This is a genomic window from Mobilitalea sibirica, from assembly GCF_015999265.1.
Taxonomy (GTDB): domain Bacteria; phylum Bacillota; class Clostridia; order Lachnospirales; family Lachnospiraceae; genus Mobilitalea; species Mobilitalea sibirica.
On record NZ_JAEAGR010000021.1, the window covers coordinates 1 to 23,431 of the forward strand.

Annotated in this window: 18 protein-coding genes; all 18 read left to right on the forward strand. The window is 36.2% G+C overall.

The window, feature by feature from the left end:
- Positions 1-266: 266 nt before the first annotated feature.
- Positions 267-1,103, forward strand: coding sequence for a bifunctional methylenetetrahydrofolate dehydrogenase/methenyltetrahydrofolate cyclohydrolase FolD (gene folD / locus I5677_RS15815; protein WP_197662626.1), 837 nt, complete (start codon positions 267-269; stop codon positions 1,101-1,103).
- Positions 1,104-1,150: 47 nt separating this feature from the next.
- A complete protein-coding gene (locus I5677_RS15820) occupies positions 1,151-3,310 on the forward strand; it encodes a CotH kinase family protein (protein ID WP_197662627.1) in 2,160 nt (719 codons plus the stop codon).
- Between the two features lie 29 nt (positions 3,311-3,339).
- Positions 3,340-3,930: a hypothetical protein gene (locus I5677_RS15825; protein ID WP_197662628.1), complete on the forward strand. Its 591-nt coding sequence runs from the start codon at positions 3,340-3,342 to the stop codon at positions 3,928-3,930.
- A 109-nt stretch (positions 3,931-4,039) separates the two neighbouring features.
- Positions 4,040-5,383 (forward strand): 30S ribosomal protein S12 methylthiotransferase RimO, encoded by a 1,344-nt coding sequence (gene rimO / locus I5677_RS15830; RefSeq protein WP_197662629.1) that lies wholly within the window; start codon positions 4,040-4,042, stop codon positions 5,381-5,383.
- Positions 5,380-5,925 (forward strand): CDP-diacylglycerol--glycerol-3-phosphate 3-phosphatidyltransferase, encoded by a 546-nt coding sequence (gene pgsA, locus I5677_RS15835; RefSeq protein ID WP_197662630.1) that lies wholly within the window; start codon positions 5,380-5,382, stop codon positions 5,923-5,925. The genes rimO and pgsA overlap by 4 nt, the downstream gene beginning before the upstream one ends.
- 21 nt (positions 5,926-5,946) lie before the next feature.
- The gene (locus I5677_RS15840; RefSeq protein ID WP_197662631.1) at positions 5,947-7,245 is read left to right on the forward strand and encodes a competence/damage-inducible protein A; all 1,299 of its coding nucleotides are present in this window, start codon (positions 5,947-5,949) and stop codon (positions 7,243-7,245) included.
- A 383-nt stretch (positions 7,246-7,628) separates the two neighbouring features.
- Complete coding sequence (locus tag I5677_RS15845) at positions 7,629-8,267, forward strand: hypothetical protein (RefSeq protein WP_197662632.1); 639 nt, start codon at positions 7,629-7,631, stop codon at positions 8,265-8,267.
- A 222-nt stretch (positions 8,268-8,489) separates the two neighbouring features.
- Positions 8,490-9,725 carry a BaiN/RdsA family NAD(P)/FAD-dependent oxidoreductase gene (locus tag I5677_RS15850; protein ID WP_197662633.1) on the forward strand — a complete coding sequence of 412 codons (1,236 nt, stop codon included), beginning with the start codon at positions 8,490-8,492 and terminating at the stop codon, positions 9,723-9,725.
- A 111-nt stretch (positions 9,726-9,836) separates the two neighbouring features.
- Positions 9,837-10,517 carry a (d)CMP kinase gene (gene cmk, locus I5677_RS15855; RefSeq protein ID WP_197662634.1) on the forward strand — a complete coding sequence of 227 codons (681 nt, stop codon included), beginning with the start codon at positions 9,837-9,839 and terminating at the stop codon, positions 10,515-10,517.
- A gap of 5 nt (positions 10,518-10,522) precedes the next feature.
- Positions 10,523-12,529 carry a bifunctional 4-hydroxy-3-methylbut-2-enyl diphosphate reductase/30S ribosomal protein S1 gene (locus tag I5677_RS15860; protein WP_197662635.1) on the forward strand — a complete coding sequence of 669 codons (2,007 nt, stop codon included), beginning with the start codon at positions 10,523-10,525 and terminating at the stop codon, positions 12,527-12,529.
- 50 nt (positions 12,530-12,579) lie between these two features.
- Positions 12,580-13,359 carry a CheR family methyltransferase gene (locus I5677_RS15865; protein WP_197662636.1) on the forward strand — a complete coding sequence of 260 codons (780 nt, stop codon included), beginning with the start codon at positions 12,580-12,582 and terminating at the stop codon, positions 13,357-13,359.
- Positions 13,360-13,582: 223 nt separating this feature from the next.
- Complete coding sequence (locus tag I5677_RS15870; protein WP_197662637.1) at positions 13,583-14,173, forward strand: class I SAM-dependent methyltransferase; 591 nt, start codon at positions 13,583-13,585, stop codon at positions 14,171-14,173.
- A 629-nt stretch (positions 14,174-14,802) separates the two neighbouring features.
- On the forward strand, positions 14,803-15,816 hold the full coding sequence (gene plsX, locus I5677_RS15875) for a phosphate acyltransferase PlsX (RefSeq protein ID WP_197662638.1): 1,014 nt from the start codon (positions 14,803-14,805) through the stop codon (positions 15,814-15,816).
- A gap of 83 nt (positions 15,817-15,899) precedes the next feature.
- On the forward strand, positions 15,900-16,130 hold the full coding sequence (acpP, locus tag I5677_RS15880) for an acyl carrier protein (RefSeq protein WP_197662639.1): 231 nt from the start codon (positions 15,900-15,902) through the stop codon (positions 16,128-16,130).
- A gap of 212 nt (positions 16,131-16,342) precedes the next feature.
- Positions 16,343-17,062 carry a ribonuclease III gene (gene rnc / locus I5677_RS15885; RefSeq protein WP_197662640.1) on the forward strand — a complete coding sequence of 240 codons (720 nt, stop codon included), beginning with the start codon at positions 16,343-16,345 and terminating at the stop codon, positions 17,060-17,062.
- A 17-nt stretch (positions 17,063-17,079) separates the two neighbouring features.
- A complete protein-coding gene (gene smc / locus I5677_RS15890; protein ID WP_197662641.1) occupies positions 17,080-20,640 on the forward strand; it encodes a chromosome segregation protein SMC in 3,561 nt (1,186 codons plus the stop codon).
- Positions 20,641-20,694: 54 nt separating this feature from the next.
- Positions 20,695-21,627: a signal recognition particle-docking protein FtsY gene (gene ftsY / locus I5677_RS15895; protein ID WP_197662642.1), complete on the forward strand. Its 933-nt coding sequence runs from the start codon at positions 20,695-20,697 to the stop codon at positions 21,625-21,627.
- A gap of 10 nt (positions 21,628-21,637) precedes the next feature.
- On the forward strand, positions 21,638-22,855 hold the full coding sequence (ilvA, locus tag I5677_RS15900) for a threonine ammonia-lyase (RefSeq protein ID WP_197662643.1): 1,218 nt from the start codon (positions 21,638-21,640) through the stop codon (positions 22,853-22,855).
- Positions 22,856-23,431 lie beyond the last annotated feature (576 nt).

Below are 23,431 nucleotides of genomic sequence, written 5' to 3' on the forward strand. Positions count from 1 at the left end.
GTTTGTGTTATTATTCGTCATAGAGAAACTCCTTTGTATTGGTGATTGATTGGCTTGGTCGTTAATTATTTTACCATAAGCCTTGGAGTTTCTCTATTTTATTTACACAAGATATTTTACACTATCATGAGATACAATTATGTAAGGTGGATAATAGATGGGTTATATATTTTATGACTTGTGATATTCATTGGAATATATTAGAATAGATAATATGTGATTGTATGAATTAAATGGACAAAATATAGAATAGGAGTGAAAAATAGATGACTGTAATAATTGATGGAAAAAAAACATCCTCTGAGATAAAGGATGAATTAAAAGAGAAAGTTGCTAAGCTTAATAAACAAGGCACTCAAATCACCTTAGCGGTTATTCAGGTGGGTAATGATCCTGCCTCAACTGTATATGTAGGAAATAAGAAAAAAGCCTGTGAATATATCGGAATTAAATCCTTAGCCCATGAGTTACCGGAAAACACCTCCCAGGAGGAACTTCTACAATTAGTTGGAAAGTTAAATCAAGACCCAACTGTTCATGGTATTCTGGTACAGCTTCCTTTACCAAAACACATTGATGAAGACCTCGTTATCCGAACAATAGCAGCAGAAAAGGATGTGGATGGTTTCCATCCGGAAAGCGTTGGAAAACTAAGTATTGGGCAAAAAGGATTCCTTTCCTGTACTCCTGCCGGTATTATTCAACTTTTTAAGCGTTATGACATCCCGATGGAAGGAAAAGAATGTGTAATTGTAGGTAGAAGTAATATTGTTGGAAAACCAATGGCACTTTTGATGTTACGGGAGAATGCAACAGTTACGATATGTCATTCCAGAACCAAGGATTTAGCCGAGGTTACCAAAAGAGCAGATATACTTATCGTGGCGATCGGGAAACCCCGTTTCATTACGAAGGATTTTGTAAAAGAGGGTGCTGTCGTCATTGATGTAGGCATTCACAGAGATGAGAATAACAAGCTTTGCGGAGATGTGGATTATGAGGATGTTTTTCCAATTGCCAGTGCTATCACACCGGTCCCCGGGGGTGTCGGACCTATGACGATTGCAATGCTTATGAACAACTGCGTGGAAGCTGCATTATAAAGTTATTCAAAAAATCACTCAAATGAACAGACTAAGGAGAAGGTATCATGCTTAAGAAAAAAAAATATTTAACACTTTTTATAATGTTGAGCTTAATATTTTTATTACCGGTAAAGGTTGGAGCAGAGACTATCATCAGCGAGCCTACATTTTCTGTACCGGCCGGCCTTTATACCGAAGAATTTGATTTAACAATTACATCGGATGTAGAAGACGCTTCCATCTATTATACCATTGACGGTAGCGTTCCTTCGGTTGGGAATGCAACCACTTATCCCTATGCGAATCCAATTAAGATTAGTAATACGCCTTTGAGAGAGAAACCATCCCCGTTTTTTAGCGGTACGGTTATCAGGGCCATCGTAGTAGGCCCTGAAGGTAGCATAAGTAAGACTGCAACTGCCTCCTATTTTGTAGATAATAATATATTCAATCGTTACTCCATGCCTATAATATCCATTACCACAGACAATGCGAATCTTTATGATAATAGCATTGGAATCATGGCCCCATCCAATACAAAAAACAGAGGAAAAGAGTGGGAACGTCCGATTCATTTTGAGTATTTTGATAAAGACGGTAACCTTCAGTTATCCCAAGATGCCGGAATTAGACTTCATGGGGGTGCTTCAAGAGACTGGGCATTTAAATCTCTTCGTATCTATGCCCGTTCGGAATATGATGAACAAACTCAGTTTGAATATGATTTTTTTTCCAGTAGTGTAATACCTGCATTGGTAAATAGCGGTGAGAAACAGGATGATATAATAACAAAATTTAAGCGCCTTTTACTCCGGGCCGGGGGAAATGAAGGTACTGCCGGTGATGCTACTTTCTTTCGTGATGCACTATCCCAGGCTCTTATGACCAATACAAAACTGGATTTACAGGCATATTCACCGGCTGTAACTTTTATTAACGGAGAATTTTACGGTATTCACAACATTAGAGAACGTCAGGATGATAAATATATTGAAGATCATTATGACATAGATGAGAATGAAGTTGTTATCTATGAATTTACATACGAAGAAGGAACCGGAAAACAGCAACCTGTTATATCATCAGGCTCTGAATCTGATCTTGAATTCTATAATACTCTTTTAGAATTCATCACTAAGAATGACTTATCTAAGAAAGAAAACTATGAACAGGTACAACAGTGGTTAGATATTGAAAACTTTGTGGATTATCAAATTATCAATATCTACGGAGCCAACAGGGACTGGCCCGGCAATAATTGCAAGGCCTGGCGTGTTCGTACAGAATATAACCCGGAGGCAGCTTATGGCTTGGACGGAAGGCTTCGTTATCTTGTTTATGATATGGATTTTAATTTCGGTTTATATAATATGCGTGCCGTGAATATGAATTCTTTGGCGGATGCAACGAAGGCGGGAGGAACAGAATGGCCAAACCAGGATGGTTCAACATTATTCCTTCGAAAGCTTCTGGAGAATGAAGAGTTTCAAACCTATTTCAATCAAAGATTTTTAGATCTTTTAAACACAAATTTTGATAAAGATTCTGTGATTACTTTAATTGATCAAATTTCCGGTTATTATAGTAATGGAGCAATCGAGGAGCAGAAAACCAGATATTTCCTACTACATGATTGGCATAGAAATATTGAAGCAGTCAAAATGTTTATCGACAAAAGACCTGCCATAGTCAAATCTCATTTGGCCGGTAAATTCAAACTGGGCAAAATGTATTTTCTATCCATAGGTGTTGCCAATGAAACGAATCCCTTAGGAGGAAAGATTCAGATTAATACAATAACCATTGATGGAAACTCTAAAGGAGTCATTAACGGTGTTTGGAAAAAGTCCTATTATGAAAAACTTCCTACCTTGTTAACTGCTATACCTGATGAGGGTTATGAATTCGTCTCCTGGAGTGGAGCGTCAGACAGTACCGAACCTACGATTGATGCTTCTATGCTTTATAATGACAGTGGTGATGTTAATCTTACTCCGATATTTAGGTTGATTTCAGCTAATGGGGAAGAAACAAAGGAAAGCGCAACAACAGATTATGAGAATGATAATATAGATGAAGCTCTTGATACTAAGGATGAACAAAAGCAGTCAAATCAGAATAATAATTCTACGTTTTATATCATCAGCCTAATTATTATAACTGCACTTTTTATTCTTGTCGTTGTTTCCTACGTTCGACAAAACAGAAAGAACAATCATTCATAGAGAATTTTAAAAGATAAGGATAAATAGGTATGAATATAGAACAGTATATTTTATTTCGAGAGAAAAAATATAAAATACTAGACGTCACACAGGATTTTATTATACATCCTTCGGTTTTAAGCGCTGAGTCGATAACAAAAGATTCGTTACAACTATCTTTTGCTGCCGGATATCATTTTGTGAATCAGGCATTGTATCTGGACTATATGACTGTACTTAACGATTCTAATACTATGATCAAGGATGGATACCATAACAGACCTGTATATTATACCGGAGCAATCCTGATAGGCTCTGACCTAATTAACGATTATGATGTCAAAGAGGAAACAGCTTGTTTTTCTTATAAAAATGTATATGAGCTCATCTTAAAGCAGGGTTTTTTGGAAATTACCGCAGATCATAGTAAATCCATGCTTAGAATTAGAAAAAATCTGGAATTAGGTTTGAGAGACCTATCTAAGAAAAGAGACCTGCGATGTATCGAACACTTTCTTGAGGATATCTTTCTGGGGGAATACAGCAGTAACCACTCATTGAAACAGAAACTTAAGATACTTAGGGATATGAAAAAGAAATACTATTCTAATAATTGTTTTCATGAAATCCAGGGATTTTAAAAATTAGTTTCCTTTTTGAAAAAAAACTGTTAAAATGATGTTTGCATAAAGAACATAAAACAATAAAACGTAAATGACTTCGTTTGACAAGAAATAAAGGAGACCGATAATGAATATATTTTTTGTTTCACTCGGATGTGATAAGAATTTAGTAGACAGCGAGACTATGCTTGGTATTCTTCATGAGAACGGATATCGTATCACGAATGAAGAAACATCAGCAGATATTATAATTGTAAACACCTGTTGCTTTATACAGGATGCAAAGCAGGAGAGTGTTAATGTAATCCTTGAGATGGCGCAATATAAAAAAACCGGTAAGTTAAAAGCATTAATCGTAACCGGTTGTATGGCAGAGCGTTACAAAGAAGAAATCACGAAGGAAATACCAGAAGTGGATGCTTTACTTGGCACATCCAGCTTTACCGAGATATTGAAAGTGATTGATGAAATAGTAGATGGTAAGCGGCCTACCCATTTTAATGATTTGGACAGGCTACCTACCACCAGTGCAAAACGAATACTCACCTCCGGTAGCCATTACGCTTATTTAAAGATAGCGGAAGGCTGTGATAAGCATTGTACGTATTGCGTAATCCCACAGGTCAGAGGAAATTACAGAAGTGTACCGATGGAAAATTTGATCAGTGAGGCTAAATATCTTGCTTCACAGGGAATTAAAGAATTAATTTTAGTAGCACAGGAGACAACCCTTTATGGTGTTGATTTATATGGTGAAAAAACTCTTCCTAAGTTATTGAAAGAACTATGTAAGGTAGAAGGAATCGCTTGGATTAGAATATTATACTGTTACCCGGAGGAGATCACTCCTGAATTGATACAGGTTATGAAAGAAGAAGAAAAAATCTGCAATTACTTAGATATTCCGATTCAACATGCCTGTGACCGTATCTTAAAACTCATGGGGAGAAAAACCAATCAGGAAGATTTAATTCGTATCGTTACAGAGCTTAGAAACAATATTCCTGATATTGTTTTACGTACTACTTTGATCACAGGCTTTCCTACAGAAACGGAGGATGAGCATAAGGAGTTATTAGAATTTGTTCAAAAACTAAAATTCGAACGTTTAGGTGTGTTCACCTATTCTAAAGAGGAAAATACTGCTGCAGCAAAACTTAGGCCACAGATAACAGCCAAGGTGAAAAAGCTTAGACAAAAAGAATTAATGAAACAACAGCAAACCATAGTATTTCATCATACGGAAGCATTTATCGGTAAAACTGTAGATGTATTAATCGAAGGAAAGATAACAGAAGAAGAACAGGTTTATATCGGTAGGACCTATATGGATGCACCGCAGGTTGACGGTTTCATCTTTTTATCCTCCGAACAAGAGCTGATGTCCGGTGATATGGTTAAGGCTTTGATTACCGGAGCAAAGAATTACGATCTCATAGGAGATATAGTGAAAGGAAGTGTAAATGAATGAATTTACCAAATAAAATAACGATTGTCCGAATATTAATGATACCAATTTTTTTGATTTTTATGTTGGTACCCGGCATCACCTATGGGCAATATATTGCTGCGGCTATTTTTATCCTGGCAGCCTTAACGGATGCTTTGGACGGATATTTAGCTAGGAAGAACAATCTAATTACTAATTTCGGAAAATTCATGGATCCTCTTGCCGATAAGCTGTTGGTTTCCAGTGCGTTAATTAGTTTTGTTGAGCTTAAGCTGGTACCGGCCTGGATCGTAATCTTAATCATAGCCAGGGAGTTTATCATCAGTGGTTTTCGACTGATAGCTTCTGATAACGGAGTAGTAATTGCTGCCAGTTGGTGGGGTAAATTAAAAACCAATGTCCAAATCGTTATGAGTGTAATGTTAATCATTAATTTGGACTATACTATCATTGATATTCTCGAACAAATCGCGATTTATTTGGCATTAGCACTAACTATCATTTCTATGGTGGATTATATTTGGAAAAACATAAAGGTATTAAGTGAAAACAACAGTAAATAATTCATGGAAGGAAGTCTCCCAATGACCGTTGAATTAATCAGTGTCGGAACCGAACTGCTGTTAGGTAATATCGTCAATACCAATGCAAACTACTTATCAAAAAAATGTGCTGAATTAGGCCTTTCTCTGTTTTATCAAATTACTGTTGGTGATAATGAAAACAGATTAATTGATACAGTGAAAACCGCAATGTCCAGGTCCGATATCATTATACTAACCGGGGGATTAGGACCCACCCAGGATGACCTGACGAAAGAAGCAGTAGCAAAGGCTTTGGGACGTAAACTTGTTATGGATGAGCATAGCAGGGAACGGATTTTAAAATATTTTGACCGAATTAGTTACGATAAGCAGGATAACCAAATACAGAAAGCTTCAGCAATTGCGTCGAAAGCTTTGTCAAAAATAACGGATAACAATTGGAAACAGGCATTAAAGATTGATGACTGTTTCGTGATTGATAATGACAACGGAACCGCTCCGGGCTATATTATTAAAGAGAATCATAAGATCATATTTCTACTTCCCGGTCCACCTTCTGAGATGATTCCGATGTTTGAACAGAAAATGTTTCCTTACCTAAAAGAAACACAGCAGAAAGTATTTATCTCAAAGATGGTGAAAATATGTGGTATCGGTGAAAGCAGGGCTGAAACTCGGATACTGGATTTGATCGAAAAGCAAACCAATCCTACCATTGCCCCTTATGCCAAAAGCGGCGAAGTACATTTTCGTATTACTGCATCTGCAGATAATGAAAATACGGCTGAAAGTATGATACAACCTCTGCTGAAAGAACTTATGAATCGATTTGGTGATAACATCTATACGACAAGCGAAGAGGAAACTCTAGAAGATGTTGTAGTAAAACTGCTTCAGAAGCAAGGTTTAAAACTTGTGACTGCAGAATCATGTACAGGGGGATTGTTAACCGGTCGTATTGTAAACATACCCGGTGCCTCATCTGTTTTTACAGAGGGTTTTATTACTTATTCGAATGAATCTAAGATGAAATATCTTGGAGTAGATAAAAAGACCCTGGATCAATATGGTGCGGTTAGTGAAGAGACAGCTACCCAGATGGTTAAGGGTGCAGCTGATACCACAGGATGCGAGGCTGCCTTAGCAATTACCGGTATTGCCGGTCCGGATGGTGGTACAAAAGAAAAGCCGATTGGTTTAGTCTATATAGGGTGTTATTTGAAAGGAATAGTAACAGTCAGAGAATACCGATTACGGGGTAACCGTGAAAAGATCAGGGAACAGAGTGTCATACACGCTCTAGATCTTTTAAGAAGATGTCTGATGAATATGTCATAAACATTACCTAATAATGGTTTATTGTACCATTATTAGGTAATTATTTTGTAAAAATGGAATAACAAGGAATAATGAGTGAATAATTTTCTATTTATTTTGGATAAGTTTAGAATAATACCATAGAAATGACACAGTTGTATTATATTGTAGTATCAAGAAATAGTTTTTATACAACAAGAATTTTCTCTGTTGCATAAAAATACTCCGTGAGGATGCGTACTAACACGAAAGGTAATGATTACTTCGTGATGTGTTTTACGCGGTGATTGCGTAAGCAATCTTTCTTATTTGCGCGATGTGATGTAAGGAATGCATCTGTTTTCATTTAATACATTTTTTATTAGGTATTATCGTTACCGAAAGCGGCAGTATGGAGGGATTTTATGAAAAGTAACCAGAAGAAAATAATATTGACTACTATATTAATCTTTACTATTTTATTATACGGCTGTGACAAAATACGTGTTAACACATATAAGGAAGCGGGAGAACCCGGAGTTGAATCCGCTCAGAAGAAGGCAAAGAATTCGGATTCAGAATCAATTGAAGACGATAGTGAAGACATTTCCGACATAACAATGGCTACACAGGAGGAAGATGATAATAAGGATGAACCAACACCTACCGGAATTCAACCGGTAGATAATGTTGAATTACTAGTATACACGATTAATGGAGCCGCTAATTTAGAAGCAGTTACCGCCTTAATTCCTGAGGGCAAGGAAATTACTCCTCAATTAATTGTGGATACAGTAAAATCTTCTATGGCAGATAATTCATTGTCTATAGGTATTGAAAGTGTAACAACAGAGGATGATGCTGTTATTGTTAGCTTTTATTCGGATCAACCGCCGCTCATGAACGTAGGCGCCGGAATGGAAGCCGCTATTCTTGATGCGATAGCACAAAGCCTTATTGATAATCTGGATGATTACAATAAAGTTATTTATAGGGTAGAAGGTAATGCATATTCCAGTGGTCACATAGAACTTGATATAAATGAAGTTTATTTGGGCAATTAATTATATTTATCGTAATTTCATCTTAATGAAACTTGAACATTTGATATATATATAACGATCAATAACAAATAAAGGATTCGTTTATTCTTTGATAATGTAGATATAATATGTAATATCAATATTAGGTAATTGCGATACAGAATATGTATTCGACAATTACCTAATATTATGATTCTAGTAAATATTTGTTAATAAATGATGAAAGTATAAAAAGGTGGAAAAATGAGCAAGGTTTTAGTGGTAGGTGGCGGCGCTTCCGGTATGATGGCTGCGATATTTGCCGCCCGTAACGGACATACGGTTACATTATTTGAAAAAAATGAAAAGCTGGGTAAAAAGCTGTTTATAACCGGAAAGGGCAGATGTAATCTTACAAATGCCTGCGATAGAGATACTTTTTTTGATAATGTTGTCTCAAATTCAAAATTTTTATTTGGTTCCTTTAATAAATTTAATAATTATGATGTCATTGATTTTTTTGAACAACTGGGTATGCCTGTTAAGATAGAACGAGGAAACCGGGTTTTTCCTGTTTCGGATAAATCCTCCGATGTTATTGCAGCTTTAAGGCAAGAGTTGGACCGGTTGGGAGTGATGATTTGCTATCGAAGCGAAGTAACCAAAATATTAATCCGTAATAATGAATTCTATGGTTTAATACTAAAGGATCAAAAGGAAGAATATTACGGAGACTCCGTTATTATTGCAACCGGTGGTTTATCTTATCCCCTGACCGGTTCTACCGGAGACGGTTATACTTTTGCGAAAAATATAGGGCATAGAATAACCGAATTATCCCCTTCCTTGGTTCCTATCCATGTAAAAGAAGCTTATATTAAGGATTTAATGGGTCTTTCCTTAAAGAACATAGAAGTAACGGTTACAAATGAACAGAAAGTTATATATCGTGATTTTGGCGAGCTATTATTTACTCATTTTGGTGTTAGCGGGCCTGTGGTTTTAAGCGCCAGCAGCTTTATCATTCCTTATTTAAAGAGTAGTAAAAAGCTTATACTCAATATAGATTTAAAACCGGCATTGTCACCGGAACAGTTGGATGCCCGAATCTTACGGGATTTTGAAGAATTTAAAAACAAACAATTTAAGAATTCCCTTGACCACCTATTGCCAAATAAGCTAATTGATGTTATTATTCGTCTAAGCCACATTGATTCAGAAAAGAAAGTAAACTCTATTACCAAAGAAGAACGCCTTCGCCTTGTGACGTTATTAAAGAATTTAACCTTTCAAATCACGAAGCTAAGTGATTATAGCCAGGCTGTCATAACAAAAGGTGGAATTCATGTTAAGGAAATCCACCCTTCAACAATGGAATCAAAATTGACGAAGAATGTCTATTTTGTGGGAGAACTGCTTGATTTAGATGCATTAACAGGAGGATATAACCTTCAGATTGCATGGTCAACCGCTTTTGCGGCAGGTAGCAGCATAAACTAGGTTATATAAAAATATATAATAAGACTATTGAACTAAATTATCTAAAAAGATATGAATAACGAAGAATTTCGTGAATAGATGAAAGAAATTAAATCACGGAGGAAAAATAGAATGAAGCATATTAGTATTGCAATTGATGGACCTGCAGGAGCCGGAAAGAGTACCATAGCGAGACAAATTGCCAAAGAACTTGGTTTTATTTACGTTGATACCGGCGCCATGTATCGGGCTATGGCACTATATTTTATTCGTAACGACATTGACTCCTCTGACAGTAAAAAGATTGAAGAAGCTTGTCCCTATGTGAATGTATCAATTGAATATAAGGACGGTGAACAGTTAGTCATATTAAACGGAGAGAATGTTAACGGTCTTATTAGAACAGAAGCAGTAGGTAATATGGCAAGTGCAGCTTCCATTAATAAGTCGGTTCGTCTTAAACTGGTTGAACTGCAGCAAGACCTTGCTAAAAAAGCGAATGTCGTAATGGATGGCCGAGATATTGGAACCTATGTACTTCCAGGTGCAGACCTAAAAATATATTTAACTGCAAGTACAAAAGAAAGGGCCAGAAGAAGATGGGCTGAGCTGAAGGAAAAAGGCATTGATGCTGACATGAACGAAATAGAGAAAGACATTGAAAGCCGTGATTTTCGGGATATGAACCGGGAGTTTGCTCCTTTAAAGCAGGCGGAGGATGCTATTTATGTTGATACCTCCAATCTTACGATTGATGAAGTGATTCAAAAAATCTTATTATATTATCAAAAAATTAATCAGAAAAGGAAGTAGATAATTTGAAGATAGAAACTGCATTAAGTGCAGGATTTTGTTTTGGTGTAAAACGGGCGGTCGATCTGGTATATAAAGAGACGGCCGAATCTGAACTTGTATATACTTATGGTCCTATTATTCACAATGAAGAGGTCACGAATGATTTATCTAAAAAAGGGGTTAAAGTGATCAATTCTATGGAAGAATTAAAAGAGTTGCCCGCGGGTACAATAATTATAAGATCCCATGGTGTTTCAAAAGCAATTTATGATGAACTTGTTTCTTACGGTCATAAAATTATTGATGCAACCTGTCCCTATGTCTTAAAAATACATAGGATTGTTATGGAACAAAGCGAAGCCGGTCGGTATATTATAATCATTGGCAACAGAAATCATCCTGAAGTGCAAGGAATTATCGGTTGGTGTAAAAACACCAATCCCAATAAGGATGATAACACCACTGTACAGAAGGAAAGCCTTCCCAATTATATCGTAATGGAAGATATATGTGAAGCGGAACAATTTGATCTACCAACAGATACAAAAATATGTATCGTTTCGCAGACGACATATAATTACAATAAATTTCAAGAATTAGTTGAAATTATATCAAAAAAGGGTTATGATATATTTGTTTTAAATACGATTTGCAACGCTACTGAAAAGCGGCAATCTGAGGCCTATGAATTGGCAAAAAAATCCGATGCCATGATCGTCATAGGTTCAAAACAAAGCTCTAATACAAGAAAGCTTTATGAAATCTGTAAAAAAGAATGTGAAAATACTTACTATATACAGAAACTTGATGACCTGGATTTAAATCTTTTTAAATCTTATCGAAACGTAGGTATTACAGCAGGGGCTTCGACCCCAAACAATATTATCAAGGAGGTTCTTACCGCTATGTCAGAAAAGAGTTTTGAACAATTATTGGAGGAAGAGAAAGTAGTAGAAATAAACAACGGTGATGTTGTAGAAGGAATTGTCTTGGGTGTCAAAGAAGATGAAATCATCTTAAATATAGGCTACAAGTCGGAAGGTATCATTACAAGAAATGAGTATACGAATACACCTAATCTAGATCTTACAACTGTTGTAAAGGTCGGAGATAAGATGCAGGCGAAAGTACTTAAAGTAAATGATGGTGAAGGACAAGTAGCATTGACCTACAAGAGACTCGCTGCTGAGAAAGGAAACAAGAGACTGGAAGAAGCTTTTAATAACCATGAGGTATTATCCGCTAAGGTTGCTGCTGTATTAAACGGCGGTTTAAGCGTAATCATTGACGAAGCAAGAGTATTCATTCCCGCTAGCTTAATTTCAGATTCCTATGAGAAAGATTTAACTAAATATGCCGGTGAAAAGATTGAATTTGTGATTACCGAATTTAATCCGAAGAAAAGAAGAATTATCGGTGATCGTAAGCAGTTAATTGTTGCAAAGAAAGAAGTTTTAAAGAAAGCTTTATTTGAAAAAATTCAGGTTGGTATGACAGTAGAAGGTACTGTGAAGAACATCACTGATTTTGGTGCTTTTATCGATTTAGGTGGAGCTGATGGTCTGCTTCATATTTCTGAAATGTCTTGGGGAAGAGTTGAAAATCCTAAGAAAGTATTTAAAGTGGGCGATACCGTGAAAGCCTATATTAAAGATATTCAGGGTGAAAAAATTGCTCTCAGCTTAAAATTTGAGAATGAAAATCCATGGATTGATGCAGAAACCAAATATGCAGTTGGTAACACTGTTACCGGTGTGGTAGCTCGTATGACTGATTTTGGTGCATTTGTTGAACTTGAACCGGGCATTGATGCATTACTTCATGTATCTCAGATATCAAGAGAACATGTTGAAAAACCTGCGGATGCGTTAAAAATCGGACAGGAAATCACTGCAAAGGTAGTAGAGCTTAATAAAGAAGAAAAGAAAATCAGCTTAAGTATTAAAGCTTTGGAAGCTCCTGATAAAGAAGAGACAGCAGAAACCGCATCAGATGATGTATCTGAAGCTGATCCCGAGACACAGGCTTAAGTATATTGACTTGAATACACTACGATACGGATGATAAAGGAGATTAAAACGTGCTGGGTAGTTATGAGGTATTTAAACAATCCATCTATGGATTGACCAAAATTGACTTGAATTCTTATAAAGAGCGTCAGATGAAAAGGCGGATCGAGGCCTTGATTTCAAAGCATGGAATTACCTCTTTTAGTGAGTATTTTGAAAAGTTGAAAACTGACAAAGCTGCCTTTGAGGAATTTATTAACTATATAACGATTAATGTATCAGAGTTCTATCGAAATCCAGAGCAATGGACTTTATTGGAACAAGAAATATTACCATATTTATTTGATAACTTTGGAAGAAATCTCAAGATATGGAGCGCTGCATGTTCCACCGGTGATGAACCATATTCTTTAGCTATGCTGCTATTGAAAATGTTACCGCACAATAAAATCAAGATATATGCTACTGATATCGATAAATTAGTTATGGAAAAGGCTAAAATTGGTCTTTATCACGAAAAAAGCCTTAAGTCTTTACCCGAAGAATTTCTAAAGAAATATTTCACGAAGGTAAATGATAGAACATATCAGATATCCGATGTTGTTAAGGATTGCGTAGAATTTAACCAGCATGATTTATTAAAGGATTCCTATCCAAAGGATTGTGACATCATCATTTGCCGTAATGTATTGATTTATTTTACGGATGATGCAAAAAATCAGATATATAAAAAATTTAATCAGTCCTTAAAAAACGGTGGATTATTATTTGTTGGTAGTACAGAACAGATTATTCAGGCCCAACAACTAAATTTTCATAATTTTAAATCATTCTTTTATAAAAAAATATAATATAATGAAGTTATTTATGATTACAATAGATTACTTCTTAACCTTATAATTGTAGGGGTATCCTCTCATTTTGATAAAATGAAGGGATATCCCTACAATTTTTTACTTGATTAATACATTTATTTTACTGCTATATTAAGCTTTTGTTGAGGGATAATAATTTCATAAAATAGTTTTTAGTGACTGCTCGTAAACAAAATCACATTAGGAGGAACAGTTTCATATGGAGTTATCACCAAAACTGTATCGTATTATTGTAAGACCGAAATGGTTTAATCACAGCTTATTAAATCATACTTTTTTAACATGTTTTGATTTTTCTGATAAAACCGTACTTGATTTTGGATGTGGAATTGGTACCAGTTCAATCATTTTCCCAAAGGATAATTATATTGGTGTCGATTGTGATAGTTCAAGAATTAAATACGCCAGAAGATTATATCCGAATAATAAATTTATAACCATGTCAGCGGATAATATTCCAATTCCGAACAGATCCATAGATTATATATTGGTAATGTCCGTATTGCATCACATCTCAAACAATCAACTGCGTCAAGTTTTAAATGAATTCAGCAGAATATTAAATAATAATGGTAAAATCATTATTGTGGAGCCTTGTCTATATCAAAATTGTAATCTATGTAATTGGTTTATGACACACATAGATAAGGGTAAGTATATCCGACAGGAAAGTGAATATACACGAATACTACATCAGGCAGATTATTATACACATACATTAAAGAGATTCCATCAATTGGGACTTTATAATAAAATTATGATGATAGCTTCACCACATAGAAAAGAATAATATAGTAGGCCTAAGGGTTGTCGCACTTAATGTGCTGCACCCTTTTTATGTAACAGTTGTTTATCAAACATTAGGTCTTAAAAATAGGGTATAAGTGTCATGGTAAATTAATACAAAGGCAGGTTGCTGACAAGTCAGAAGGTGTTGGGATGCCATTTTGAAAGCATTTGTAGTTTACGTACAGTTATTGGGTACCTGAGGAACGATGAAATCAGACGTGCGACAAATCGCACGAGCGCAAACTGTTTGACGAGGGAAATAGTGAGAAAAGCTATTGAATTGGTTTTCTCACTATTTTGTGAGGAGTTTTTGCGCCGTCTGATAGTTTCAAGTGTGCGAAGGTGCCTTAGAACTGCTAGTAAACTGGAACTAGCTTTTCAAAATAGCTTCCCACTACCTGGAGTTTTTTCAGCAACCGTCCCTAGAATAAACAGCGAAAATATTTCGTGATAAATTTTGGTTGATTTTTAGTATGATATCGAGTATATTGATTAATAGATTAGCTTTTACTTGCAAATATACAATCTGTAGTAAGCTGATTATGGAATAAACGCATGATAAAGTATATGACGTGAATGTATTTTTGCGTTAACTAAGGATATGTCCCCTAGGGGCAGTTGGAGGTTGATATGCAGAAAATGATTACGGTTGCAGTTGATGCAATGGGTGGTGACAATGCGCCGGGCGAAATCATAAAAGGTGCAGTACTTGCTGTGCAAGACAAAGCTGATATCAAAGTGATATTAGTCGGTAAAGAAGATGTCATTAAGAAAGGGCTTGCTGAGTATAATTATGATAAAAAGCGAATCGATGTGGTACATGCCGACGATATCATAACAAACTGTGAAGCACCTGTTTTGGCAATCCGCCGTAAAAAAACTTCTTCTATTGTTGTTGCGCTTAATCTGGTTAAAAACGGTGAAGCAGATGCTTTTGTTTCTGCCGGAAGCACCGGAGCAGTGCTAGCGGGAGGACAATTAATTGTAGGTAGAATTAAAGGAGTGGAAAGACCTCCGCTGACACCGGTGATACCTACGATTAACGGTATAACCTTATTGGCAGACTGTGGCGCTAATGTGGATGCACGAGCGACCCACTTAGTTCAGTTTGCGAGAATGGGTTCCATTTATATGGAGAATGTGATCGGTATAAAGAATCCAAGGGTAGCTATCGTAAATATTGGAGCGGAAGAAGAAAAAGGCAATGCTTTGGTTAAAGAAACTTTTCCTTTACTTAAAAACTGTACCGATATTAATTTTATTGGTAGTATTGAAGCAAGAAATATACCGTATGGAGAAGCAGATGTTATTGTATGTGAAGCTTTTGTAGGTAATGTAATACTGAAGCTTTATGAAGGACTGGGATCAGCACTTCTGAAAAAAATTAAAGAAGGATTAATGAGCACTACGAAAAGCAAAATTGGTGCCTTATTAAGTAAATCTGCACTGAAAGAAACCTTGAAGGATTTTGATTTTTCAAGATATGGAGGAGCACCGTTATTAGGACTGAACGGATTAGTAGTAAAAACTCACGGAAGTTCTAAAAGCAATGAGATACGCAATTCAATCCTCCAATGTGTAACATTTACAGAGCAGAAAATAAATGAAAAGATTGAAAAAAATCTTAATAATAATGAAGCATAAGTGTCATAGTATTACATGAACATCTAAGTAAATATGATACCAAATAAAAGAACAATAAATTGATTAAAGAAGGGTGAATGGTTATGGAATTTGAAAAGCTGCAAAAAATCATTAGTGAAGTATTAAACGTGGAACAGGATGAGATTACAATGGATACGACCTTTGTTGACGATTTGGGAGCTGATTCTTTGGATTTATTTCAAATTATCATGGGAATAGAAGAAGAATTTGATATCGAAATCGCTAATGAAGAAGCTGAAAACATTGTAACAGTTGGAGATGCTGTAGAACAGATTAAAAATGCTTTAAGCTAATGTAAAATAATGCACCATATGATTTCTCACAGTTATCTTTTTTAATGTGGCACCAAGAAACTATAATGAGTTTCTTTCGGTTTGTTTATGTTAAGAGGTATGGAAAAGCCCTATGAATAAGGCTAGCCTTATTTAATTGGGCTTTTCATATAGAATTAGATAGGAAAGCTATAAATATGAAATCTAATCGAAGGGAGGACGATATAAGATATATGAGATCACATAAGAAGTCTGATATTTTACAAGCCATGGAAAATAAAATTAATTACCGCTTTAAAACACCTTCTCTGTTATATCATGCATTAACTCATAGCTCCTATGCAAACGAGATGAGACTTTCCAAGGACAAGAACAATGAACGTCTGGAGTTTTTGGGAGATGCAGTACTAGAGCTGGTAACTAGCGAATATGTCTTTCTGGAATATAAGGATCTTCCCGAGGGTGATTTAACAAAACTACGTGCCAGTATAGTCTGTGAGCAGACACTTTCTTCCTGTGCCCGCGATCTAAATATTGGTGAGTATTTATTACTTGGTAAAGGGGAGGACGCTTCCGGTGGAAGGGAGAGAGAATCTATCTTATCAGATGCCTTAGAAGCGATGATAGGGGCAATCTATCTCGACGGTGGTTTTACTAATGCAAAAGAGTTTATATGGAACTTTGTGTTATCTAATATACAGAATAAAGAGCTCTTTTTCGATAGCAAGACTATCTTACAGGAAATTATTCAAAATGAGGATAATAAGCAAAAGATACGTTATAAATTAATCTCTGAGGATGGACCTGACCATAACAAGACCTTCACCATTGCTGTGTATGTCGGTAACACGGAAATCGGTTGTGGTACAGGCCGGACAAAGAAGGCAGCGGAACAGGAAGCAGCCAATCAGGCAATACAAAAGCTTCAAGATAATGTGAAAATACAAAAGTAACAGATGGGGGACTATAAATGTATCTAAAAAGTATTGAAGTCCATGGCTTTAAATCCTTTGCAAATAAAATCGTATTGGAATTTCATGATGGAATTACCGGAATTGTCGGGCCGAACGGTAGTGGAAAAAGTAATGTTGCCGACGCCGTACGCTGGGTTTTAGGTGAACAAAGTGCAAAACAACTTAGAGGTTCAAGGATGGAGGATGTTATCTTCTCCGGTACGCAAACAAGAAAACCTTTAGGTTATGCTTATGTTGCCCTCACTATGGATAATTCTGATCATAAGCTTCCGATTGAATTTGATGAGGTGATTGTTGCCAGAAGAGTATATCGGTCGGGAGAAAGCGAATATTTAATCAATGGTGCTACCTGCCGTCTTAGGGATGTGCAGGAATTATTTCTGGATACCGGTATCGGTAAAGAAGGCTATTCCATTATCGGGCAGGGACAGATTGATAAAATTTTATCCGGAAAACCGGAGGATCGAAGGGAATTATTTGATGAAGCTGCGGGAATTGTAAAATTCAAACGTCGTAAATATGCTGCTGAAAAGAATCTAGAGGAAGAAAAGCTTAATTTAGCACGTATTACAGATATAACAAAAGAAATAGAAAAACAATTGGATCCTCTTGAGAAACAATCCGCAACAGCTAAGATATATCTTAAATTGAAGGAAGAATTAAAAGGCTTAGAGGTTAACCAATTTTTAAAAGAATATGATAAATTAAGAAGCTCTAAAGAGCAAGTTGAAGAAAAATTAAGTATTGCCAGTGCTGATCTGGCACAAGCGACCAAAGAATATGAAAATACCAAGGAAGAATATGTCCGCTTAGAAGGGCAATTAGAAGAATGTGATCAGCGTATTGAAGAGGATAAGAATACATATAATGAACTAAAACTTGAAAAAGAAAAAGCAGAAGGTGAAATTAAGGTACTGAAAGAACAAATCAGTTCCATGCTGAAAAATGATGAATATTATCAAGGAAGAATCCGCTCTAACGAGCAAGATATAGAATCAAAAAAAGCAGAGGAGCAGAGATATCTGTCCGAAAAAGCATCCATCGACAGTAAAATCTCTGACATGGATGACCTTCTTACAGCGGCGATGGAGGACCTTAACCGCATTAAGGCGAATATTATTCGGTTTACGAAGGAAATTGAGGAATGTAATAACGGTATATTTGAATTTCTAAATGCTAATTCCGGTATTAAGAGTAGTATGCAAAGGTATGAAACTATGCTGGAACAGAATACCCTTCGTAAGTCTGAGCTTAATCAAAGAATATTAAAGAATAAAAGTGAAGAAAGTCTTTATAATGAATCTATTGAAAAATGTAAGGAAGAATTAAAGAGGATTTCCGAAGATATCTTAAAACAGACGGAGGAAAATAAATCCCTTGAAAAAGCCGTATCTGATACACAGGCAGTCATAGACTCGCTCACTATGGAAGCGAATGAAGTGCAGGGACGATTTCTTAGTGAAAGATCCCGGCTGGAATCGTTAGTTAACCTTACGGAACGTTATGAAGGTTATGGGAACAGTATTAAAAAAGTAATGGAGCGTAAACCAAATCTGCCCGGTATCATAGGTGTTGTGGCTGATATTATAAAGACGGAAAAAACATATGAAACAGCAATCGAAACCGCTTTGGGCGGGACAATTCAAAATATAGTAACAGATAATGAAACTACCGCCAAAGAATTAATCTCTTACTTGAAAACAAATAAATACGGTAGGGCAACGTTCCTTCCCTTAACCAATATAAAATCAGGCTCTAATTATCACAATGATAAGGTATTGAAGGAAGAAGGAGTCATCGGTGTAGCCAGTTCCCTTGTAGAAAACGATTCGAAATTCAACAACTTAATGGATTACCTCTTAGGAAGAATCTATGTTGTTGACCATATCGATCATGCAACTTCCATTGCGAAAAAATATAATTATACACTACGTATTGTTACTTTAGAAGGAGAACTTTTAACCCCCGGTGGTTCTATTTCCGGTGGTGCATATAAAAACGCCAGCAATCTGCTCGGTAGAAGACGAGAAATTGAGGAGATGGAAGAGCAGGTGGCTGCCCTTGAGAAGAGGTCGAAAGATTTACTTCGTCGTAAAGAAGAAGCCAGGGAAAAAAGAGCGAACCTGCGTCAAAGCATCGAAGAAATTAAACTGATTCTTCAAAATCTGTTCCTTGGGCAAAACACAGCTAAGATGAATCTTGACCGAGAAACTGCGAAAAAAGCAGAAGCAGAAGCAATCTACCAGGAATATACCAAAGAATTACAGGAAATTGAGATCCAAGCAAAGGATCTAAAAGAAAATTTATTAAATTTAAATATTAACTTAACAGAGAATTTAGAAAAGAATAAAGAAAAAGAAGAAAGCATCGAAATACTTAATAAAGCTCTGGAAGAAGAAAGAGAAAAAGAGCGTCTGGCAGGTGAAAAGGCTTCTACCTTAAAGTTGGAGTTATCCTCATTAGAACAAAGTAATCAATTTCTTCTGGAGAATGTAAAGCGTATTAAGAGAGATATTGAAAGACTCTATGAAGAAGAGGCAGCATTAAAAGCTGACATACAAAGGACGAATCAAATTGTTGCAGAAAAGAAACTTATCATTACAAATAAGGAAGAGGATATTAGAGCCTTCAACAAATCTATTACGGAACTGGACGAAAAAATTAAGGCGCAGGTAGAAAACAGGGAACAGATTACTAAAATTCATAAAAATTTCTTTACGAAACGAGAAGAATTATCTAACCGTATGAATGAATTAGATAAAGAAGCTTTTCGCTTAAACAGTCAGAGAGATAAACTGCTTGAACAGGCAGATCAACAGATGAACTATATGTGGGAGGAGTATGAGCTTACCTATACTACTGCCTTAACTTATCCGATTGATACAGAAATCAGCCTGACACAGATCAAAAAGAGCATCTCAGAAATTAAGGTTAAAATCAAAGAACTGGGTGATGTTAACGTTAATGCGATTGAGGATTATAAAAACTTATCTGAAAGGTATGAGTTTTTAACGAATCAAAGAGAGGATTTAATAAGAGCTGAGGAAGCCCTGCTTCAAATTATCCATGAACTTGATACAGAGATGCGCCGTCAGTTCGAAGAAAAATTTGCTGCTATCAAAGAACAGTTTGACATTGTATTTAAGGAATTGTTTGGCGGAGGTAAGGCCGATCTGGAATTAACCGAGGTGGAGGACATCCTGGAAGCAGGAATTAGGATCAATGCACAGCCGCCTGGTAAAAAGCTTCAAAATATGATGCAATTGTCCGGTGGTGAGAAGGCCTTAACTGCAATATCACTTTTATTTGCAATCCAGAATTTAAAGCCGTCCCCTTTCTGTTTGTTGGATGAGATTGAAGCTGCACTTGATGATTCTAACGTGAAAAGATTCGCAAAATATTTGAATAAATTAACGAAGGATACGCAATTTATAATTATTACCCATCGTAGAGGTACAATGGCTGCCGCTGATATTTTATATGGTATCACCATGCAGGAAAAGGGTATTTCTACTTTAGTAAGCGTAAGCCTGATTGAAAATGAACTGGATAAATAATATTGATTGACTGCTTTGTCAATATTGATTTTACTATGTATAATGGAGGTTTCTATGGGAGAGAACAAAACAGGATTTTTTGGCAGATTAGTGCAGGGATTATCAAAAACAAGAAATAGTATAGCGAATGGAATTGACGCCATCTTCAGTGGCTTCTCCAGTATAGACGAAGATTTTTATGAAGAACTAGAAGAAACACTGATTATGGCAGATTTGGGTATTAATACAACAACTGCTATTCTTGATAATCTAAGACAGAAAGTAAAAGATAATAAAATTAAAGACCCTTCCGAATGCAGGCAGTTACTGATAAACAGTATGATGGAGCAAATGAAGGTTGGTGAAACCGCCTATGAATTCGAACACAAAAAATCCGTTGTTTTACTCATTGGTGTTAATGGCGTTGGAAAGACCACCTCAGTCGGAAAGTTGGCAGGCCAATTAAAGGATCAGGGTAAGAAAGTAATGGTAGCCGCCGCCGATACTTTCAGGGCAGCGGCAATAGAACAATTGACGGAATGGGCTCATCGTGCTAATGTAGATATCATAGCACAAAAAGAGGGATCCGATCCGGCAGCTGTAATTTATGATGCGGTTGTGGCTGCTAAATCAAGAAACGTAGATGTTCTGATTTGTGATACCGCGGGCAGACTTCATAATAAAAAGAATCTGATGGAAGAGCTGAAAAAAGTGAACCGGGTGATTGAAAGAGAGTACCCGCAAGCATATCGGGAAACTCTTGTGGTATTAGATGGTACCACAGGACAGAATGCTTTGGCTCAGGCCAAAGAATTTAATGAAGTTGCCGATTTAACCGGTATTATTCTGACGAAACTAGATGGTACGGCTAAAGGTGGAATTGCGATTGCTATACAGTCTGAGCTAAATATACCTGTAAAATATATTGGTATCGGTGAGAAAATTGATGACCTTCAAAAATTTAATGCCAAAGATTTTGTAAATGCATTATTCCAAAAAAACGAATAGGAGAGATAAGATGATGACCTTAGATAAGTTCGAAGAAGCAACGGAAGCAGTGAAAAAAGTAATTCTACGAACCAAATTGATTTATAGTGATTACTTTTCAGATATCAGCGGTAATAAAGTTTATCTTAAACCGGAGAATATGCAATTCACCGGAGCTTATAAGGTACGGGGTGCTTATTATAAGATAAGTACATTATCGCCAAAGGAAAGAGAGAAGGGCTTGATTACTGCTTCAGCGGGAAATCATGCCCAGGGAGTTGCCTATGCAGCGAAGCTCTACCATGCTAAGGCCATTATTGTAATGCCTAGCACAACCCCGTTAATTAAGGTTAACAGGACCAAGAGCTATGGTGCAGAGGTAATTCTTCATGGAAATGTCTATGATGAAGCCTGTCAATATGCTTATCAGCTGGCAGAGGAAAAGGGTTACACCTTTATTCATCCCTTTAATGATGAAGTGATCGCAACCGGTCAAGGAACAATCGCTATGGAAATCTTTAAAGATCTTCCTACGGTTGATATGATATTAGTCCCGGTTGGTGGCGGAGGACTTCTTGCAGGCGTAGCAGCCCTGGCGAAACAATTAAATCCGAATATCAAAATAATCGGTGTGGAACCCGCTGGTGCAGCTTGCATGAAGGAATCCTTAAAAGCCGGACATGTTTTAACATTGCCTCACGTAGATACAATTGCAGACGGTACAGCGGTTAAAACTCCCGGGGATGTGGTATTTCCGATTATCCAAAAATATGTAGATGAGATTATCACAGTAGAGGACCATGAGTTGATAGTTAATTTCTTGGATATGATGGAAAATCATAAAATGGTGGTAGAAAATTCAGGACTTTTAACAGTAGCTGCATTAAAACACTTAAAGTGTAAGGACAAAAAAATTGTCTCCGTCTTAAGTGGTGGAAATATGGATATTATTACTGTCAGCTCCATAGTACAGCATGGATTAATTCAAAGAGGACGTGTATTTACCGTATCCGTATTATTACCTGACCGTCCGGGAGAATTAGTGAATGTAGCATCGATTATTGCGAAAGCTCAAGGTAATGTAATCCGTTTGGATCATAATCAGTTTGTCAGCATTAACCGTAACAGTGCTGTAGAGCTTACGATCACGATGGAAACCTTCGGGCACGAACATAAGGAACAAATTGTACAGGCATTAATTGATCACGGATATAGTCCAAAGATATGCCAGCCGAATAAATTATATTAGAAGACAAGTATGCTTTAACATATAGGATAATCGTGTTTTTACATAAATAACGGAAGAAAGTTTAGGAATTATCACGAGGAAACATTTATTTACATTTAATGCCGATGTTGTTATAATATGAATATCTTTATATTCTGTTATTCTGCAAGCCCTGAGATTCACCTGTTTCTTCTGTTATATAACACACTTTCTGTTTATCATGTTGCAATAATGTGAACAGTCCGCACAAAGCAAACAATTATACTGATATAAACGTTTCTCGTCTTTATTATAATAAATTATTTTTATAAAAATAAAAAAAACAAATAAGACATGGTATGTCCGTATCTTATGCTATGATATAAAAAGTATAAACAATATTTAGTACGATTATGGAACTATTACTGTTCACTCCCTAGTCAAAGTAGAGGATATGATTTCGACAAAGGATTCCGACGCGGAGCCGCTTTCGCTTAGTTGCATTACGTAGCAGTACATAAGGTTCTAAAATACAGAACCTAAGTACTGACGAATGCAAATACTCCTTTTCGGAATCATTTATCGAAATCATTGTCCTAATTATTATGTGAGAGTGAA

Excerpts from the sequence above, each read along its gene's own strand:
- folD (WP_197662626.1), top strand. The coding sequence starts at position 267 with ATGACTGTAATAATTGATGGAAAAAAAACATCCTCTGAGATAAAGGAT.
- I5677_RS15820 (WP_197662627.1), top strand. The coding sequence starts at position 1,151 with ATGCTTAAGAAAAAAAAATATTTAACACTTTTTATAATGTTGAGCTTA.
- I5677_RS15825 (WP_197662628.1), top strand. The coding sequence starts at position 3,340 with ATGAATATAGAACAGTATATTTTATTTCGAGAGAAAAAATATAAAATA.
- rimO (WP_197662629.1), top strand. The coding sequence starts at position 4,040 with ATGAATATATTTTTTGTTTCACTCGGATGTGATAAGAATTTAGTAGAC.
- pgsA (WP_197662630.1), top strand. The coding sequence starts at position 5,380 with ATGAATTTACCAAATAAAATAACGATTGTCCGAATATTAATGATACCA.
- I5677_RS15840 (WP_197662631.1), top strand. The coding sequence starts at position 5,947 with ATGACCGTTGAATTAATCAGTGTCGGAACCGAACTGCTGTTAGGTAAT.
- I5677_RS15845 (WP_197662632.1), top strand. The coding sequence starts at position 7,629 with ATGAAAAGTAACCAGAAGAAAATAATATTGACTACTATATTAATCTTT.
- I5677_RS15850 (WP_197662633.1), top strand. The coding sequence starts at position 8,490 with ATGAGCAAGGTTTTAGTGGTAGGTGGCGGCGCTTCCGGTATGATGGCT.
- cmk (WP_197662634.1), top strand. The coding sequence starts at position 9,837 with ATGAAGCATATTAGTATTGCAATTGATGGACCTGCAGGAGCCGGAAAG.
- I5677_RS15870 (WP_197662637.1), top strand. The coding sequence starts at position 13,583 with ATGGAGTTATCACCAAAACTGTATCGTATTATTGTAAGACCGAAATGG.
- plsX (WP_197662638.1), top strand. The coding sequence starts at position 14,803 with ATGCAGAAAATGATTACGGTTGCAGTTGATGCAATGGGTGGTGACAAT.
- acpP (WP_197662639.1), top strand. The coding sequence starts at position 15,900 with ATGGAATTTGAAAAGCTGCAAAAAATCATTAGTGAAGTATTAAACGTG.
- rnc (WP_197662640.1), top strand. The coding sequence starts at position 16,343 with ATGAGATCACATAAGAAGTCTGATATTTTACAAGCCATGGAAAATAAA.
- smc (WP_197662641.1), top strand. The coding sequence starts at position 17,080 with ATGTATCTAAAAAGTATTGAAGTCCATGGCTTTAAATCCTTTGCAAAT.
- ftsY (WP_197662642.1), top strand. The coding sequence starts at position 20,695 with ATGGGAGAGAACAAAACAGGATTTTTTGGCAGATTAGTGCAGGGATTA.
- ilvA (WP_197662643.1), top strand. The coding sequence starts at position 21,638 with ATGATGACCTTAGATAAGTTCGAAGAAGCAACGGAAGCAGTGAAAAAA.